This window comes from Ruegeria sp. I3 (genome assembly GCF_056532525.1).
The window spans coordinates 33,215-49,075 of sequence record NZ_JBQFNI010000002.1 but is presented as its reverse complement, the minus strand read 5'-3'; the positions used below and the strand labels follow the sequence as shown (position 1 = coordinate 49,075).

At 52.2% G+C, this 15,861-nt stretch carries 17 protein-coding genes; 5 read left to right on the top strand and 12 right to left on the bottom strand.

Going from position 1 to position 15,861, the window contains the following annotated elements:
• Position 1 precedes the first annotated feature (1 nt).
• From ACR0L9_RS04575 to ACR0L9_RS04560, 4 genes are all read right to left on the bottom strand, one after another.
• Entirely contained in the window at positions 2-190 is a 189-nt protein-coding gene (locus ACR0L9_RS04575; RefSeq protein ID WP_170399676.1) for a hypothetical protein, read from the bottom strand.
• Positions 187-1,125, bottom strand: a complete 939-nt coding sequence (locus ACR0L9_RS04570; protein ID WP_010442361.1) for a carbohydrate ABC transporter permease — start codon at positions 1,123-1,125, stop codon at positions 187-189. The genes ACR0L9_RS04575 and ACR0L9_RS04570 overlap by 4 nt, the downstream gene beginning before the upstream one ends.
• Entirely contained in the window at positions 1,122-2,069 is a 948-nt protein-coding gene (locus ACR0L9_RS04565) for a carbohydrate ABC transporter permease (protein ID WP_170403466.1), read from the bottom strand. The genes ACR0L9_RS04570 and ACR0L9_RS04565 overlap by 4 nt, the downstream gene beginning before the upstream one ends.
• 79 nt (positions 2,070-2,148) lie before the next feature.
• The gene (locus tag ACR0L9_RS04560) at positions 2,149-3,468 is read right to left on the bottom strand and encodes an ABC transporter substrate-binding protein (RefSeq protein WP_480894991.1); all 1,320 of its coding nucleotides are present in this window, start codon (positions 3,466-3,468) and stop codon (positions 2,149-2,151) included.
• A gap of 401 nt (positions 3,469-3,869) precedes the next feature.
• Between ACR0L9_RS04560 and ACR0L9_RS04555 the strand changes: the two genes are divergently transcribed.
• Positions 3,870-4,649 (top strand): MOSC domain-containing protein, encoded by a 780-nt coding sequence (locus ACR0L9_RS04555; protein ID WP_480894989.1) that lies wholly within the window; start codon positions 3,870-3,872, stop codon positions 4,647-4,649.
• Between the two features lie 109 nt (positions 4,650-4,758).
• A complete protein-coding gene (locus ACR0L9_RS04550; RefSeq protein WP_170663766.1) occupies positions 4,759-4,950 on the top strand; it encodes a hypothetical protein in 192 nt (63 codons plus the stop codon).
• Positions 4,951-5,396: 446 nt separating this feature from the next.
• Here ACR0L9_RS04550 and ACR0L9_RS04545 read toward each other — a convergent pair whose 3' ends face one another.
• On the bottom strand, positions 5,397-6,215 hold the full coding sequence (locus ACR0L9_RS04545; protein WP_480589864.1) for a phytanoyl-CoA dioxygenase family protein: 819 nt from the start codon (positions 6,213-6,215) through the stop codon (positions 5,397-5,399).
• Positions 6,208-7,266 carry an L-idonate 5-dehydrogenase gene (locus ACR0L9_RS04540; RefSeq protein ID WP_480894987.1) on the bottom strand — a complete coding sequence of 353 codons (1,059 nt, stop codon included), beginning with the start codon at positions 7,264-7,266 and terminating at the stop codon, positions 6,208-6,210. The genes ACR0L9_RS04545 and ACR0L9_RS04540 overlap by 8 nt, the downstream gene beginning before the upstream one ends.
• 69 nt (positions 7,267-7,335) lie before the next feature.
• On the opposite strand from ACR0L9_RS04540, the gene ACR0L9_RS04535 reads away from it, so the two are divergent.
• On the top strand, positions 7,336-8,103 hold the full coding sequence (locus ACR0L9_RS04535; RefSeq protein WP_170817980.1) for an SDR family oxidoreductase: 768 nt from the start codon (positions 7,336-7,338) through the stop codon (positions 8,101-8,103).
• 47 nt (positions 8,104-8,150) lie between these two features.
• On the opposite strand, the gene ACR0L9_RS04530 is transcribed toward ACR0L9_RS04535, so the two are convergent.
• From ACR0L9_RS04530 to ACR0L9_RS04510, 5 genes are read right to left on the bottom strand one after another with little or no spacing between them, the layout of a single operon-like run.
• Entirely contained in the window at positions 8,151-8,741 is a 591-nt protein-coding gene (locus tag ACR0L9_RS04530; protein ID WP_170403474.1) for a LysE family transporter, read from the bottom strand.
• A 16-nt stretch (positions 8,742-8,757) separates the two neighbouring features.
• Positions 8,758-9,681 (bottom strand): 2-hydroxyacid dehydrogenase, encoded by a 924-nt coding sequence (locus ACR0L9_RS04525; protein WP_480894985.1) that lies wholly within the window; start codon positions 9,679-9,681, stop codon positions 8,758-8,760.
• Positions 9,674-10,522 carry a fumarylacetoacetate hydrolase family protein gene (locus ACR0L9_RS04520; protein ID WP_480894982.1) on the bottom strand — a complete coding sequence of 283 codons (849 nt, stop codon included), beginning with the start codon at positions 10,520-10,522 and terminating at the stop codon, positions 9,674-9,676. Before ACR0L9_RS04520 ends, ACR0L9_RS04525 begins: the two co-directional genes overlap by 8 nt.
• Before the next feature lie 11 nt (positions 10,523-10,533).
• Positions 10,534-12,330, bottom strand: a complete 1,797-nt coding sequence (locus ACR0L9_RS04515) for an IlvD/Edd family dehydratase (RefSeq protein ID WP_170612538.1) — start codon at positions 12,328-12,330, stop codon at positions 10,534-10,536.
• Positions 12,327-13,085, bottom strand: a complete 759-nt coding sequence (locus ACR0L9_RS04510; RefSeq protein WP_480894979.1) for an SDR family oxidoreductase — start codon at positions 13,083-13,085, stop codon at positions 12,327-12,329. The genes ACR0L9_RS04515 and ACR0L9_RS04510 overlap by 4 nt, the downstream gene beginning before the upstream one ends.
• 190 nt (positions 13,086-13,275) lie before the next feature.
• Here ACR0L9_RS04510 and ACR0L9_RS04505 point away from each other — a divergent pair, with 190 nt between their 5' ends.
• Together ACR0L9_RS04505 and denD are read left to right on the top strand one after the other, a co-directional pair.
• Entirely contained in the window at positions 13,276-14,160 is an 885-nt protein-coding gene (locus ACR0L9_RS04505) for an NAD(P)-dependent oxidoreductase (protein ID WP_480894977.1), read from the top strand.
• Positions 14,157-15,125 carry a D-erythronate dehydrogenase gene (gene denD, locus ACR0L9_RS04500; RefSeq protein ID WP_170626582.1) on the top strand — a complete coding sequence of 323 codons (969 nt, stop codon included), beginning with the start codon at positions 14,157-14,159 and terminating at the stop codon, positions 15,123-15,125. Before ACR0L9_RS04505 ends, denD begins: the two co-directional genes overlap by 4 nt.
• Here denD and ACR0L9_RS04495 read toward each other — a convergent pair.
• Complete coding sequence (locus tag ACR0L9_RS04495) at positions 15,122-15,772, bottom strand: GntR family transcriptional regulator (protein ID WP_170396177.1); 651 nt, start codon at positions 15,770-15,772, stop codon at positions 15,122-15,124. The genes denD and ACR0L9_RS04495 overlap by 4 nt on opposite strands.
• Positions 15,773-15,861: the final 89 nt, after the last annotated feature.

Genomic DNA, 15,861 nt, shown 5'->3' with positions numbered 1-15,861 from the left:
TCTACTCCGGAAAATGGCTGACGATGATGAACATGACAGTTCCGATCAGCGTAACGATGAAGGAATAAGTGAACGCCCAAAGGACGAACGGTTGCATCAGCATAAATACGCCGACCGCGATGAGGATGGTCGCGACCATCTCCCATGGGCCTCGGCGAAAACGCATTAATCCTGATAGAAACTCGCTCATTTGCGCACCGCTCCGAATGTGATCCCGCGCAGCAGGTGTTTGCGCATCAGGATGGTGAAAATCATGACCGGAATCAGGAATATCGTGGCACCAGCCGCAACTGCAGGCCAATCCAGCCCACCGATCCCGATGATGGTGGGAATAAAGGGCGGCGCGGTCTGCGCATTCGCGGATGTCAGCAACACGGCAAACGCATACTCGTTCCATGCAAAGATAAGGCAGAAGATCGCTGTCGAAGCGATACCCGTCGCAGCCTGCGGCAGTACAACTTTGTAAAACGCCTGAAACCGGGTGTAGCCGTCTATTAGTGCCGCTTCCTCGTACTCTCGCGGGATTTCGTCGATGAACCCTTTCAGCAGCCAAACAGCCAACGAGATGTTCACACCCGTATAGAGAAGGATCATCCCCAAATGCGTGTCGCTTAGACCGAGGTTTCTGAACATCAGGAAGATTGGGATCGCAACGGCAACCGGGGGCATCATTCTCGTACTGAGGATGAAGAACAGAAGGTCATCCTTGAGCGGCACCTTGAAACGGCTGAATGCATAAGCAGCCAAGGTGCCAAGGAAGATGCTTAGGAACGTCGAGCCAAATCCGATGATAACCGAATTCATAAAGCGCTCACCGAATTTGGATGGTCCGACAATCACCATGTCATATTGGCGCACGATCTCATCGGCCCAGTTCTGTGGGGGGTTGGCTTCCAGGAACTCCTGCGTCTGCCGTGTGCGAGTGGTGAAGAGATTGACATAGCCTTCTAGCGTTGGGTCAAAGACAACCTTGGGCGGATAGCTGATCGCGTCGGCTGGAGACTTGAAGCCAGTTAGCAAAATCCAAACCAGCGGGATCATCGTGATCAGCGCATAGGTGATAACCAGAAACCCGGCGATCCACTTTGAACGGTTCGAAGGTTCGGTGACGGAAAAACTGCTCATCTCTGTTTCACCTTGTTCAGGGCTTTGACGTAGATCGACGCAAGGCCGAACACGGTGACGAAAAGGATGATCGCATAGGCCGAGGCATAACCCGTGCGCCATTTCTCAAAGGCTTCGCGCTTCAAATTGATGGAGGTCAGCTCCGTAACAGACCCTGGCCCGCCGCCCGTCAGTTGCACCACCAGATCGAACATCTTGAAGTTCTCGATCCCTCTAAACAGCACCGCCAACATGAGGAATGGCAGGACCATCGGGATGGTAATCGTAAAGAACTGGCGCAGCTTGCTGGCCCTGTCGATCTCAGCTGCCTCGTAGATGTAATCGGGAATACTGCGCAGCCCGGCCAGACAGATGAGCATCACGAAGGGGGTCCACATCCAGGTGTCGACAATCACGATGGACCAGGGCGCCAGCGTTACGGACCCGAGCATCTCAAAGCTCGACGGGTCTTTGCCGGTAAACCACGATACGATGTAGTTAAACAGACCGATCTGGGGCTGATAGAGAAACTTCCAGAAGTTCCCGACGACGGCAGGCGACAACATCATCGGCAGCACGATGATCGTGGTCCAAAGATCATTGCCCTTGAATTTCTTGTTGATCAACCACGCCAGAGTAAATCCGATCAGGACTTGAAAAAAAATCGTCCAGAACAGGAAATGCGCCGTCGCCTGCATGTTCAGCCATGTGTCCGAGTCTGTCAGGATGCGCTCGTAATTCCTGAACCCGACATCTTTGACCTCGCGCCCGATCCGGTTGGCCTTGTAGTTGGTAAAGCTCAGTTGGATGGTCCAGATCAAAGGGAAGATATTGATCGCCAGCAGTAGAAATATCGTTGGGGAGATGAATATCCAGGCGATCGCGCGGTCGGATAACCCCCGAATTTTTCGCGCAACTCGCTCGGGCGTTGCCTGCGCAACGCGATCTACGGTCCTGTCAGACATCTCTTTGCCAGTTCTTGTTGGTTTAGCACTCACGGGTGAAGGTAGAGCGGGTTTGCACCCGCTCCTGCCTGTGTCCGGACTAAAGCTTGCCTTCGTCTTCGAAGACTTCCGTCCAATCTTCGATCAGAAGATCAAGCGCTTCTTGAGCTGTGCCTTGGTCGGCAACCACGTAGTCGTGGATGCGCTTCTGCATTGCCAGCAGCAGTTCCGCGTAGGCAGGCTCTTGCCAGAAATCCTGCACCCCGGCCATTGCTTCCAGGAAGTCACCGGCGAACGGTTGGCTGTCTACGAAACCAGGATCTTCCAGCACCGAATTATGTGCCGAGTAGCCGCCTAGTTCCCACCATTTGGCCTGAACTTCTGGCTGCGCGAACCACTTAATGTACTCAAGCGCGGCGTCCTGTTTGTCAGAGTAGCTGACAACAGAGATACCTTGTCCGCCCAGTGTCGAGCCTGCCTGATTTTGTGGTGGGTTGACGAAGAAGTCGATCTTGTCACCACCGGTATTGGGATCGGCATAGAGACCCGGGAAGAACGCAAACCAGTTCATAGCCATGGCGACCTGACCGGACTTAAAGGCGTCCAAGCTCTCGCCCATGTAGGAGTTTGTGTATCCTGGGGGTGTCGCTGTTTTGTAGAATTCTTTGTAAAACTCTAGCGCTTCGACTGCTTCGGGCGAGTTTACGGCACCCTCCATATCGTAGGATCCTGGTGTGTTTTCATATTTGAAGCCCCACGGATAGAGCGCTCCGGTCACACCCATGGTGATCCCTTCGGACCCACGCTCTGTAAAGATCGCCGCACCGTAGACCGTCTTTCCATCGATCTCACGGCCCTGGAAAAACTGCGCGATTTGCAGCAATTCTTTCTGAGACTGAGGTTCACGCAATTCTTGCCCTGTTGCTTCCTTGTACGCAGCTTGGATGTCCGGATTCTCGAACCAGTCCTTGCGATAGAACCAGCCGTTTGCATCCCCCATTGCGGGCAATGCGTAGTAGTTCGGAGTACCTTTAGGCCATGTCGAATAGGCGTAAACCGTTGCCGGCGCGAAATCGTCCATGCTGATGCTCTCGGCATCGAAGAAATCATTCAGTTTTACATAATGGCCGTTTTCAGCGCCCCCGCCGATCCACTGACTATCTCCGATCAACAGGTCACAGAGCTTACCCCCAGAGTTCAGCTCATTCAGCATCCGGTCCGCAAAATTTGGCCACGGCACAAACTCGAAGTTCATAGTATGGCCGGACTCAGCTTCGAATTCTTTTGAAAGCTCAACTAGAGCGTTGGCCGGGTCCCATGCTGCCCAACACAGTGTCAGGTCTTCGGCATATGCCCTTGTAGAAAGAGTAGTAGCGGCAAGGACTATTGCGCTGGCCGAGGCCAGTTTTGAGTAAGTCATCCATTCCTCCCTTTTTTGCGCCGTCATTCGAGGATGTGCGAATCGCGGCATGTCTATAAGGCTATTTGAGGTACGCACCTCAAGTCCAGAAAATTTTGAGGTTCGTACCTCAAAATCACCGCCAAAACATCAACGTATCCCAGTAATAATATGCTTTTACTATATATTTCTTCTTCTCGATCACTCAGGTTCATCAAGCGCAAAGGAAGAAGGAATTCGAAATCAAACGCGCTGATTCTTCAAATCAAGGCATCGACGGTATTGCATTTCCAACCCGAGCTTATCCATGATTATGCCGAAGCCCAATTCTTGCCGTTCAACCAAGAATCCAATGTAGGATCGCTAGGAGAGCGCTAGCTAGCCTCACCACACGGATATCTCGACAAGCCAGGACCCCAATTATGAGTAAACTCACCATTGTCCGGATGAACCGCTACCCAATCAAAGGTTTGAGCCCGGAACCACTAAGCACCATAAACCTGCGAGCGGGTGACGGCATTCCTGGTGACCGCCTTTTCGGCTTTGCCCGCTACAACTCCGGTTTCGACCCTCGAGATCCAAAACCATTGAGAAAAGACCGCTTTGTTGTACTTTTGAACGAAGCAAGACTGGCTGGACTGCAAACTAAATTCGACGCTCAAACTCAATTGCTGGAAATTAAGCACGGTAGGAAAACTCTCCACTTCGATATGAGTGAGCCAAACGGGCAATTGGACGCGGCGAGTTTCCTCAATACCACACTCGAATTAAGAGACCCCGAACCGCCAGTGTTTGTCTCTTCCCATCCGCATCGATTCACAGACGTTTCGGTCGTGTCGCCAAAAATGATGAACGCAATTTCCGTTCTCAACCTAGCGTCTGTTGATGCACTTAGTAGAGAGCTCAATGTGGAAATACACCCGGCAAGGTTTCGTGCGAATATTGAATTGGACGGACCACCTCCATTTTCCGAGTTGGACTCTGTCGGCTCAATCTTGGCCTTTGGCGATGTGAAGCTAAAGATAATTTCGCGAACAAAAAGATGTGCCGCTACCGAAGTTAACCCACAAACAGCCGAACGAGACCTGAAAATCCCGTTCCTTATTCGAAAACACTTGGGCCACATGGATATGGGCGTGTACGCAGAGGTGCAGGAGAAGGGAACCCTAAACTTGGGCCAACATGGAAAGATAACGCAGTAGCACAAATACGAACCAATCTCAGATTGACGTGGAAACCGATCTCCACCTCCGGTCCACGCTGGTCCGCGCCCATGGCTGGGCCCGTGATCTGAAAGCCGGAGTTCAATTGATGAAGATTGCACGCCGCGAAAGCGTCCCCGGCGCCTTCATCCGCACCCGCGCCCAGCTCGCGTTTCTCTCACCGAAGATACAAGCCGCGATTCTCGACGGGACCCAGCCGCCCGAACTCACACTCAAGCGTCTGGTCAGTGTGATCCATCCACTTGATTGGACTGAACAGGAGCGCCTGTTCGGCTTCTGACACCTCCAGATCCGGAGTCCCTGATACAGGGTTCGCCCTCCCTGATCCGATAAAACATCTCCCTGTTCGCTCAAGAGGATTCTCTGTTTCACGTTTTAGCGAATTTGCAGGATAAACCTCTGTAAAATATGTAATTCTGACCCGAGAAGTGACGGAACTCAGACCCCTTTCGCGAAATTTCCCTGTAATCTGCCGGGTATCAGGGAAATCCCGCCCAAAGCGACCCCGCTTAAGCAAAGTTCTTCTGACAAGACCAAACAGAATGCCTTATGAGCTAGCGATGAATAGTCTGATTTCGAGCTTGCCGTAGACTACCTCTTCAGCTTTTTACCCGATGGAAGAAAAGCTGAGCGACGATGATAACACTTGTAGGTCCACCAGTTTTCGCGCTTCAGGTCGGCTGTCGGGTCGAAATAACAATGGTTCTGAACTTGCTAAGGGAACAATTACACTCCGGCGAAGAGTATTTGTTTCTTGCGGTCTGCATCCCTTTGACACAAAACGAAATCGTTCTCATGCAAAAAGCCCTGAGGGGAGGACGCAAGTAAGAAATGCCCAAAATCATCTCGCCCTGCGACTAGCGCAACCAAAGTTTTCACGCCATTCTGCTGTTTCATTGAAGGCTTTATGAAACGCAACGCCGCACCAATGCGTCTATCGTCTGTGTTATTGGGCCCGGATGCGTGAAAGAGATGCCCGTGATGCATGGATGCCTGCCCCGCACGCAATTCGGCAGCAACTGCATCTTTTTCGTTCACATCGACTGCGATTTCCTGCCCGCGTGACAAAAGATTGTTTTCGCTGAAGGTGTCCACGTGAGGCACGATACGGCTTTTGTGGCTGCCAGGAACAAACTTCATACACCCGCTTTGCTCAGACGCTTCTGAAATCGCAACCCAACAGGTAACCTCTTCAGCATCATCCAATCCCCAATAGGTCAAGTCTTGGTGCCACGAGACTATCTTCGATGATCGCGCTTCTTTTACGAAAAGTGCACCGCTCCAAACCATGAGGTCCGGCCCTAACACCGTTGAAGCAGCCTCAATCAGCTTCGGATGGCGAAGTAGTGCATCGAATGATGGTATCAGCCTGTCCGGATAAGAATATAGAAGCTTGAGTTTATCTGGGTCGTCTCTGAGAATGCGCTCAGCTTTCTCAAAATCATCGCGCAGCGTTTGGACCTCAGAAGCTGTCAGGATATCCAGCGGAGCTACGAAACCATCTCTTTCATAAGTCTTTGCAATATCACGCGTTCGTTTATCCATTGTCATTATCCGGAAAAGTTAACTGCACCTTCATTGATTGGGTTCGATCAGACGCGACCTCAAAGGCAGTGACAGCCTCGCCAACTTCGAAGGAATGCGTTACCAACTGGTCGACGTTAATTAGTCCGCTTCGCATCATCTCGACCGCGACTGAGAACTCGGAATGGAAACGGAAAGACCCGCGAAGCAATATCTCTTTTGCAGTCAACGCCTGCATCGGCACTGTCATGTCTCCGCCTAGACCAAGCTGAACCAATGTTCCACCCGGGCGCAAGCATGCGACGCCAGAAGCCAGAGCCGATTGAGCCCCGGAACACTCCAGTTGTACATCAACCTGGCCCTTGCCGTTTTCAAACTGCTCCAGTTTTTGCGGATCGGCGTAGGTGTTGATGACATCGTCTGCCCCGCATTCACGCGCCAGAGCGAGGGGCTGGTCCGAGATATCCGTCGCCAATATTCTGGCAGCCCCAGAACGACGCGCCGCCAAGATCGTTAGGCAGCCGATTGGACCGCATCCCGTGATAAGAACCGTTTTACCTAAGAGGCTCCCGGCTTGTTTAATCGCGTGCAAACAGACCGCCAAAGGTTCGGCCATAGCGGCCTGCGCAGGACTTAACCCATCTGCTGGAACGCATTGACTGGCTTTCGCTACGAGTTTGCTTTGAAAAGCGCCTTGGATATGCGGGAACGGCATCGCGCTGCCATAGAACTTCATATCAAGACAGTGGTTTTGCTGCCCGTTCAGACAATAACTGCAGGATTGGCAAGGTCGGGATGGAGAAACTGCAACCAGCTGACCTAGGTGTAGCCCCCGCACACTTGATCCAACTTTCACTATTTCCCCGGCGATTTCGTGTCCAAGCACCATCGGCTGACGCAACTTGATCGCGCCGAAACCACCGTGGTTATAATAATGCAGGTCAGAGCCGCAAATCCCTCCCGCGCGCATGGCAATCAAGACTTCGTCTGGCCCCACGTCGTGAACATCCCGGTTTTCCAACCTCAAATCTTTTGCGGCATGGATAACAACAGCAACACTGGCCGAAGACATTGCACGGACTCCCTATACAGATTGCCAAAAGATACGGATAGTCGGTGCTGACAACCAAGGGATTTTTGCATGACGCTTGAAATGTTTAGCCTAGAGGGAACACGCGCGCTCGTAACAGGCTCTAGCCAAGGCATCGGATTTGCGTTGGCTTGTGGTTTGGCTGCCGCCGGTGCGCAGGTCGTTTTGAACGGGCGCGATGCCACTAAACTAGCGTCAGCAGCATCCGAGCTGAGCGAAACAGGTGCTTCGGTACACGAACTTTCGTTCGATGCAACCGATCATGAAGGTGTCCGATCTGCCGTCGACGACTTTGAAGCAAAGGTCGGCCCGATAGACATCCTGATAAACAACGCCGGAATGCAACACAGGACGGAGTTACAGGATTTCCCCGCTGATGCCTTCGAGCGCCTGCTACAGACAAATGTAGCGTCCGTCTTTCACGTCGGTCAGGCTGTGGCACGGCACATGATTGAAAGAAAGTCTGGTAAGATAATTAACATCGCGTCGGTTCAATCCGCATTAGCAAGACCGGGTATTGCGCCTTACACAGCGACAAAAGGCGCCGTGACCAATCTTACAAAGGGAATGGCAACTGATTGGGCTAAGTATGGTCTAAACTGCAATGCCATTGCGCCTGGATATTTCGATACGCCTTTGAACGCCGCCTTGGTTGCCGACCCAGAGTTTAGCTCATGGCTTGAGAAACGTACCCCGGCCGGTCGCTGGGGCAGTGTAGAAGAACTTGTCGGCGCCGCCATTTTCCTTGCTTCCCCTGCATCCAGTTTCGTCAATGGTCATACTCTCTATGTCGATGGTGGAATAACGGCGTCACTTTGATCTGCAGCTTCCAATCGCCTGCTAAGTAAGACCGACTTAGATATCGTTCATAGCGCCGACCCCAAGGCAATCACCACAACCACCATTAATGAAGCGGCCATCGCAATATTGATCCTTTGATGCGATCTCTCGCTTAAATCAAGGCTACCCAGCTTTGCGCCAGCACCCAGCCAGATCATGTGCACTGGAACCCAAATCATATTGAATACTACGATTTTTATGACGACCTCCCAAACGGGCGCATCGGGCAAAAAGGCAAACCCTGAAAACAATGCTGTGCCGACCACGTAAGCCTTGGGATTGATGAACTGAAGTGTCAGACCGTTCGCAAAACCAAGCGGCGAAACCGCAGGAGAAAATCCGACCTTTGAGCCGGCGCTGGCAATACGCCAGGCGAGAAATACCAGATACCCGACAGAGGCGAATAGCAACAAAGTTCTAAGCACCGGTACAGCCAAAGCAACCGCAGCGACTCCAGAGACAACTAACATCATGTTGATGAACCCGCCCAGCATCAGACCAGCCACAAAGGCGAGTCCAGCTCGAAAACCAAATGCTGATCCAATACCCGCGGTTGTTAGAACACCCGGGCCCGGCGTAATCAGCAGAAAGAAAACCGCGACAGCAAACTCAAACACTTTTCAGATTGGCCTATTACAGATCTCTGCATTCCGGCACAGCTGTGATCACCGATCCGTCCTTATGGTGTTGCAGCAGATTGTCGACAGTCAGGTCACCCATTGCTGCACGCGTCTCAAAAGTCGCGCTACCAGCGTGAGGGAGCAGAACGACATTGGACAACTCGCGCAATGCTTTTGGAACGCGCGGTTCGTCCTCGAAGACATCAAGCCCTGCCCACCCGAGCTCACCATTTTGCAATGCAGTAATTAAGGCAGTTTCGTCGACAACCGAACCTCGACTAACGTTTATCAGAGTGCCGCCTGCCCCCAACGCGCGCAACACCTCAGCGTTGACCAGCCTATTGGTCGACGGGCCGCCAGGCGTGATGCATATGAGAACGTTCACATGCTCTGCCATTTCAACCAAATTGTCGAAATATCGGTACGGGACATCCTTTTGATTGCGGGTGTGATATGAGATTTCGGGTGCCCACGGCTCCAACTTATCAACAATCGCCTGACCAATGCGACCAAGACCAAGAATGCCTATTTTTTGATTGTCCGCTGATCGCGTCAAAGGGGCATTACCTTCAACTTCCCATCGCCCGGACCGGACGTAATCATCGTCACGTATGAGCTCTCGATAACATGACAGCAACAGCAGAACGGCGGTGGTTGCGACTTCTTTGTTCAACACATTGGGCGTGTGCGTCACAACAATCCCACGCTCAGCCGCAGCATTAGCGTCGACGGCGTCGTAGCCGACTCCATAGACGCTGATCATCTTCAGATTACTGAGTGAAATCATTAGGTCATGCGGAACGCCATCATGCCCGTTCGTTACGATATGCGTAATACCTTCCGCGTTGAAATCGTCCAATTGTTGAATATTGAACACTGAGGACAGGCGTTCTCGCATCCGTTCAGTGATCCCTCCGATTTGCAACAATTCAGTCATCTTGGCCGACCTTTTGCCGCTGAACACCAAGCCCATCGATACGAAGCTCCATGACGTCGCCCTTTTTCAGATAAACTGGTTCCGGTTTGATCCCCATTCCAACACCGGGCGGTGTTCCGGTTGAAATGACGTCACCGGGGTGCAGTGTAAAAAGTTGGCTTAGATGCTCAATGATCTCGGCAACGGAAAAGATCATCGTGGCGGTATTCCCGGTTTGCATGCGCTGACCGTTTACATACAGTGACATACCAAGATTCTGGGGATCCGGCACCTCATCCCGGGTCACTAACCACGGGCCGGTAGGGCCATATGTGTCGCAGGATTTTCCTTTGGTCCATTGACCGGTCAGTTGCGTTTGAAAATGCCTTTCCGACACGTCGTTTACGATGCAATAGCCCGCAACATATTCGAGTGCGTCGGCCTTGGAAACGTATTTGGCCGTCTTACCAATGACGACCCCCAGTTCGCATTCCCAGTCGGTATGTGTAGACCCCCGCGGCATAACAACATCATCATAGGCACCTATGACAGCCGAGTTCGCCTTGAAAAAAAGTATCGGATGCTCGGGAATATCTGCGCCGGTTTCTGCAGCATGGTCCGAGTAGTTCAAACCGATGCAAAGAAATTTACCGATGTCACCGACACACGGCGCGATACGAGGGTCGCCCTCTACAATTGACAGGATGTTCGGATCCAATGACCGCAGGTTATCAAGCGTTTCGTCATCCAACATATCCCCCGTGATATCATTGATATGAGCGGACAGATCCCGCAATTGACCCTCAGAGTCGACCAGGGCCGGTTTTTCCGAGCCCTTGGCTCCGTAACGAACAAGTTTCATTTCTGTTCCTTTTAGTGGTTATCGCGTGGCATGAAGCCTCGCGCGATATCGCGGTAGTTTTCTGCACCCTTGAGCGTCATACCGCGATCCAACCGATCTACTTTTTCGCGGAATAATTCCTGCCATGGGGATTGGTTGGGCGGGGTTGAATAACCACCCTTTGCCTCCAGATCGCGGGCGCGTTCATGCAGTTCTTCAAGCGAAACCAGCATATCTGCTGTGCCTTTTCCAAGATCGATGCGCAGTCGATCGCCATTTCGCACCAAGGCCAACCCACCACCCTCTGCAGCTTCGGGTGAGGCATTCAGGATAGACGGACTTCCTGATGTACCGGATTGCCGTCCATCACCGATGCAAGGAAGGGCTTCGACGCCCTGTTTCAACAAATATGCGGGCGGCCGCATGTTCACGACCTCTGCAGCACCAGGGTATCCTTTTGGTCCCGCTCCGCGCATAATCAGAATACAGTTTGCGTCGATGTTTTCTGCAGGATCATCGATCCGATGGTGAAAGTCCTCAGGCCCATCAAACACAACCGCCCTGCCCTCAAATGCATCAGGATCATCCGGGTTCGACAGGTAGGTCTCTCGAAATGCCTTTGAGATCACAGATGTTTTCATAATCGCACTCTCGAACAGGTTGCCCGAGAGATTGATGAACCCCGCCTGTTGCTTAACCGGGTTACTGACGGGCTTGATTACGTCGCTATTCTGAGACCGGCGTGCCGAGCAATTGTCGCCCATCGTCTTACCGTTCACCGTTATCGCATCGGGATGCGGCATCAATCCAGCATCAAGAAGCTCTCCGACAACGGCGGGTACACCTCCGGCCTGTTGGTAATCTTCGCCCAGATACTCACCCGCAGGCTGCATGTTAACCAACAGTGGAACGTCGTGGCCAAGTTTCTGCCAGTCATCGTTGGTCAACGGAACACCAAGATGCCGGGCGATTGCATTCAGGTGGATCGGCGCGTTCGTCGATCCACCAATCGCAGAGTTGATAACAATCGCATTCTCAAAAGCCTGACGTGTCATCACATCGCTGGGGCGTAGATCCTCCCAGACCATGTCCACAATGCGTTTACCCGTTTCATAACTGATTTGACCGCGCTCTCTGTACGGGGCTGGTATGGCGGCTGATCCGGGCAATTGCATACCCAAGGCCTCAGCAAGCGAATTCATGGTCGTTGCTGTTCCCATCGTATTGCAATAACCCACCGAAGGTGCTGCGGCGGCTGCGATTTCCATGAACTCATCGGTGTCAATTTCGTCAGCCGCAAGGTCTTCGCGCGCTTTCCAAATAACCGTTCCCGATCCGGCGCGTTCACCTTTCCACCAACCGTTGAGCATGGGGCCGACCGACAGGGCAATCGCTGGGATGTTGACGGTCGCAGCGGCCATAAGAAGCGCGGGCGTGGTCTTGTCGCAACCAATGTTCAGAACAACGCCATCAATCGGATACCCAAATAGACTCTCAACCAAGGACAGATAAGCCAGGTTGCGGTCGAGTGAGGCCGTTGGCCGTTTACCTGTCTCTTGTATCGGGTGGACCGGTATTTCGATGCACGTTCCCCCGGCGGCGATGATTCCATCGCGAACACGTTTGGACAATTCGATATGATGCCGATTACAGGGGCTCAAATCACTGCCGGTCTGAGCAATGCCAATGATCGGTTTGCCTGATTGCAGTTCCTCACGGGTCAATCCGTAATTCAGGTATCTTTCCAGATACAATGCAGTCATCTCAAGGTTCTCAGAATTCATGAACCACTTGCGAGATCGCAAATCGTTTTTTGATACTTTTGTCATTGGCCTGACCAACCCCCGTCAATTATGTGCGTGTGTCCTGTGGTGAATGCACTTTCATCGCTCGCCAGATAGACGACCAATGCAGCAATCTCTTCTGCTTTCGCTACACGCCCCATAGGCTGACGCGCCACAAATTGTGCAAGGGCCTCTTCTCTGCTGCCCAATTGCTCTCCCAACGCATCTACGCGGTCACGCCAACTGGGACTGTCGACTGTTCCCGGACAAATGCAATTGCACCGGATTCCATTTGTTATGAAGTCCACGGCCACCGATTTCGTCAGCCCGACAACAGCGGCTTTTGTCGTTCCATATACAAAACGATTTGGCGCACCGATTATGGAACCCAGCGCGGAAGACATATTGATTATCGAGCCTCCTCCGCGCTCTAGCATTCCCGGCAATACAGCCTTTGTCGTGCGCACCATTGAGCGCACATTAAGGTCCATGGCGAAATCCCACTCTTCATCGGTTGCATCCAGAATAGATCCGTGATGCACGAACCCTGCGCAGTTGAACAAAACGTCCGGCTTCGCTCGCGCGACCCCATGATGAATGCTGTCATTATTCGTCACATCCATCTCGAATATTTCGAGATTTTCGAGATTCTGACCGCGAATCAAATTTAGTTTTTTGGGGCTAATATCCGTCGCATAGACTTTTGCACCCTCTCTTGCCATTGCAATTGCGCTTGCAAGTCCGATCCCCTGTGCGGCGGCTGTGACCAGGACGCTTTTTCCCTTAAGTCTTTCTGACATATAAATATTCCGACCTCAAAAGTGGCGATTGGACAAGTGTTACGTCGCCCCACAGATCAACCGAGAAGCAAAGAAACCTTGGCGGATTTGCAACGACTTCTGGCATGTGGGCACAGAGCCGTTAGCGTATGACAGAGATTTTGGTTTGGCCATAACCATGCGTGGCGCACCTTCGGAAGGACAGTAGATGATGAGCAAGCAGTTCAAAGTGGCTCTGTTGGGAACCGGCCTGATGGGAGCTCCTATGGCGCGGAATATTTTGCGCGCCGAGTTTCCGCTCACTGTATGGAACCGCAGCTTGAAAAAGGCAAAACCGTTGACAGCAGAAGGCGCGACATTGGTGGAAACTGCCCCGCTGGCGGTTTCGGGTGCAGACGTAATAATAACCATGCTCTCGGATGGATATGCGACCGGCGCGCTACTTGCTGACGAGGCTTTCCGCGAGCGACTCAAACCGGGGATGATCTGGATTGATATGTCGAGCGCCAAACCCGAACACGCAAGAGAGCAATCCGCGCAGCTTTCCTTGATGGGGGTACTGCATCTAGACGCCCCGGTTTCCGGTGGCACCAAGGGTGCCGAAGCTGGCACCCTTGCGATCATGGTCGGTGGTGATCAGGACGTTATGGAGCGCGTGCGACCAGTTCTGACAGCAATGGGCCGGCCTGTACATGTTGGCCCAAGTGGTTCTGGTCAATTGTGCAAATTGGCCAATCAAACAATTGTCGCCGTAACAATATCGGCTGTCGCCGAAGCGACTCTGCTGGCTCAGCAAGGTGGTGCGGACCCCACCGCGTTGAGGGCCGCACTGAAGGGGGGCTTTGCGGATAGTATTATCTTGCAACAACATGGCGAACGCATGTCTGATGGAAATTTTGCACCCGGAGGTTTGTCTAAGTTTCAACTAAAGGATTTGGACAACACGCTGGAGGAAGCGGGAAGCCTTGGCGTTGAGCTACCTAGCACCCGATCTGTGCGCGACCGTTTCGAATATCTGATAGACGAAATGGATGGGGCCGAACTGGATCATTCGGCTTTGTATCTAGAACTCAAAAAACGGAACGGAATGCTGTGACGCGGATCCTGATTATAGGCGGCGGAGGAATGCTGGGTCAGAAACTGGCCCATCGCGTGTCGACCCAAGAAACCTTCGGAGCCGATGCCCAAGTCTCACTGTTCGATCTCTCGTTCCCGCCCGACAGTGCGGCAGGTAATCAAATTGTGGGGAACTTGACTGCGTCAGGCATAGCTAAGTCTTTTGCTACGCAGCGGCCAGACGTCATTTTTCATCTTGCAGCTATCGTTTCAGGCCACGCTGAAACAGACTTTGCGTTGGGTTGGGATGTAAACCTTATGGCAACGTGGGCACTGCTGAACGAACTTAAGGATGAACACGAGGCATCAGGAAACGAGTACACACCTCGTCTGGTTTTTGCCTCGTCCATAGCAGTTTTCGGGTCACCATTCCCCGAAAAGATAAGCGATGAGTTCCTCTCGGCACCTTTGACAAGTTACGGAGCGCAGAAAGCGGCCGCTGAATTGATGATCACGGATTTCAGCAGGAAAGGATATATCGACGGTATTTCCTTGCGCTTGCCCACTTTGTGTGTGCGCCCGGGCAAAGCCAACGCTGCCGCTTCGTCCTTCTTTTCGGGTATAATCCGAGAGCCATTGAATGGGGATGAGGCTGTCTTGCCAGTTGCCGAAACCGTTCGCCATTGGCACGCCAGCCCCCGCGCCGCTGCGACTTTTTTGACCCACGCAGCAACAATGGACACGCAGCTTTTGAATGACAGACGCGCATTGAACATGCCTGGCGTAAGTTGCACCGTCGCCGAACAAATCGAAGCTCTGCGCAAAGTGGCCGGCCAAGAAGCGGTTGGCCTAATCAGGCAAGAACCCGACGAGACAATCGAACGAATAGTCAAGAATTGGCCGCGAGACTTTCAAACAGATCGCGCTCTGGAGTTGGGGTTCAAGGCGGAATCAAGCTTCGACGAAATCATTCAGGTGTATTTGGAAGACGATTTTCGGCTTTAGTCGCCCATCGTCTTTCCAGTTAGGTGGCGTTCCAGATGATCGTGAATTTTCTCTCGTGTTAACTGCTCATCCCCTGACAATGCTGCTTCAAGTATATCGGCATGGTGTCTTATGTTCTGAGAAATGAATTCAAAGTTCCGGTCTGCAACCATCAACTGCTGCCTGAACTGCGCGTAAACTCGGCTATGCATTTGTTTTAAAGTTTCCGAGCCACAGGCAGAAATAAGTGTTTGGTGAAATTCCTTTTCCGAGGCAAACCATATCTCGATAAGGCCGCTCGGGTCGTCTGTGGCGTGAATGCGTTTTTCGATATGGCTGAGTTTGTGATGTGCGGCCGTCAATCTTGCTTCCCAATCCACCCCGCCATTACGGATCGACATTGCGGTGCCTTCGGCCTCCAACAGAACACGGACGTGCGTCAATTCGATAAGCTTCTGCGGCGAACGCATTGGCACGCGGAAACCTTTTTGTTCCTGAAAGTCCACCAAACCAACAGCGGCCAAACGAAAAAGGACTTCACGAACGGCGCTCGCAGAACAGCCATACACTTTACGAAGTTCTTCAGCCCGCACCTTCGCTCCATGCTCGAATCCATTAGAGATCAGGCGCATCTTAAGATCTTGATAAATATCTATTTCGTCGTTCATTCCAGTATGCACCTTCAAGTTTTGTCCAAGTAGCGTCCTAACCTTATTTTCGAATTATCGCAAGAATCTCGAAATTTTTAGAAATTTCA

What these genes read in the sequence shown, in the direction of transcription:
- ACR0L9_RS04575 (WP_170399676.1), bottom strand. Translation starts at nt 190, where the DNA reads ATGAGCGAGTTTCTATCAGGATTAATGCGTTTTCGCCGAGGCCCATGG.
- ACR0L9_RS04570 (WP_010442361.1), bottom strand. Translation starts at nt 1,125, where the DNA reads ATGAGCAGTTTTTCCGTCACCGAACCTTCGAACCGTTCAAAGTGGATC.
- ACR0L9_RS04565 (WP_170403466.1), bottom strand. Translation starts at nt 2,069, where the DNA reads ATGTCTGACAGGACCGTAGATCGCGTTGCGCAGGCAACGCCCGAGCGA.
- ACR0L9_RS04560 (WP_480894991.1), bottom strand. Translation starts at nt 3,468, where the DNA reads ATGACTTACTCAAAACTGGCCTCGGCCAGCGCAATAGTCCTTGCCGCT.
- ACR0L9_RS04555 (WP_480894989.1), top strand. Translation starts at nt 3,870, where the DNA reads ATGAGTAAACTCACCATTGTCCGGATGAACCGCTACCCAATCAAAGGT.
- ACR0L9_RS04550 (WP_170663766.1), top strand. Translation starts at nt 4,759, where the DNA reads ATGAAGATTGCACGCCGCGAAAGCGTCCCCGGCGCCTTCATCCGCACC.
- ACR0L9_RS04545 (WP_480589864.1), bottom strand. Translation starts at nt 6,215, where the DNA reads ATGGATAAACGAACGCGTGATATTGCAAAGACTTATGAAAGAGATGGT.
- ACR0L9_RS04540 (WP_480894987.1), bottom strand. Translation starts at nt 7,266, where the DNA reads ATGTCTTCGGCCAGTGTTGCTGTTGTTATCCATGCCGCAAAAGATTTG.
- ACR0L9_RS04535 (WP_170817980.1), top strand. Translation starts at nt 7,336, where the DNA reads ATGACGCTTGAAATGTTTAGCCTAGAGGGAACACGCGCGCTCGTAACA.
- ACR0L9_RS04525 (WP_480894985.1), bottom strand. Translation starts at nt 9,681, where the DNA reads ATGACTGAATTGTTGCAAATCGGAGGGATCACTGAACGGATGCGAGAA.
- ACR0L9_RS04520 (WP_480894982.1), bottom strand. Translation starts at nt 10,522, where the DNA reads ATGAAACTTGTTCGTTACGGAGCCAAGGGCTCGGAAAAACCGGCCCTG.
- ACR0L9_RS04515 (WP_170612538.1), bottom strand. Translation starts at nt 12,330, where the DNA reads ATGACAAAAGTATCAAAAAACGATTTGCGATCTCGCAAGTGGTTCATG.
- ACR0L9_RS04510 (WP_480894979.1), bottom strand. Translation starts at nt 13,085, where the DNA reads ATGTCAGAAAGACTTAAGGGAAAAAGCGTCCTGGTCACAGCCGCCGCA.
- ACR0L9_RS04505 (WP_480894977.1), top strand. Translation starts at nt 13,276, where the DNA reads ATGAGCAAGCAGTTCAAAGTGGCTCTGTTGGGAACCGGCCTGATGGGA.
- ACR0L9_RS04495 (WP_170396177.1), bottom strand. Translation starts at nt 15,772, where the DNA reads ATGAACGACGAAATAGATATTTATCAAGATCTTAAGATGCGCCTGATC.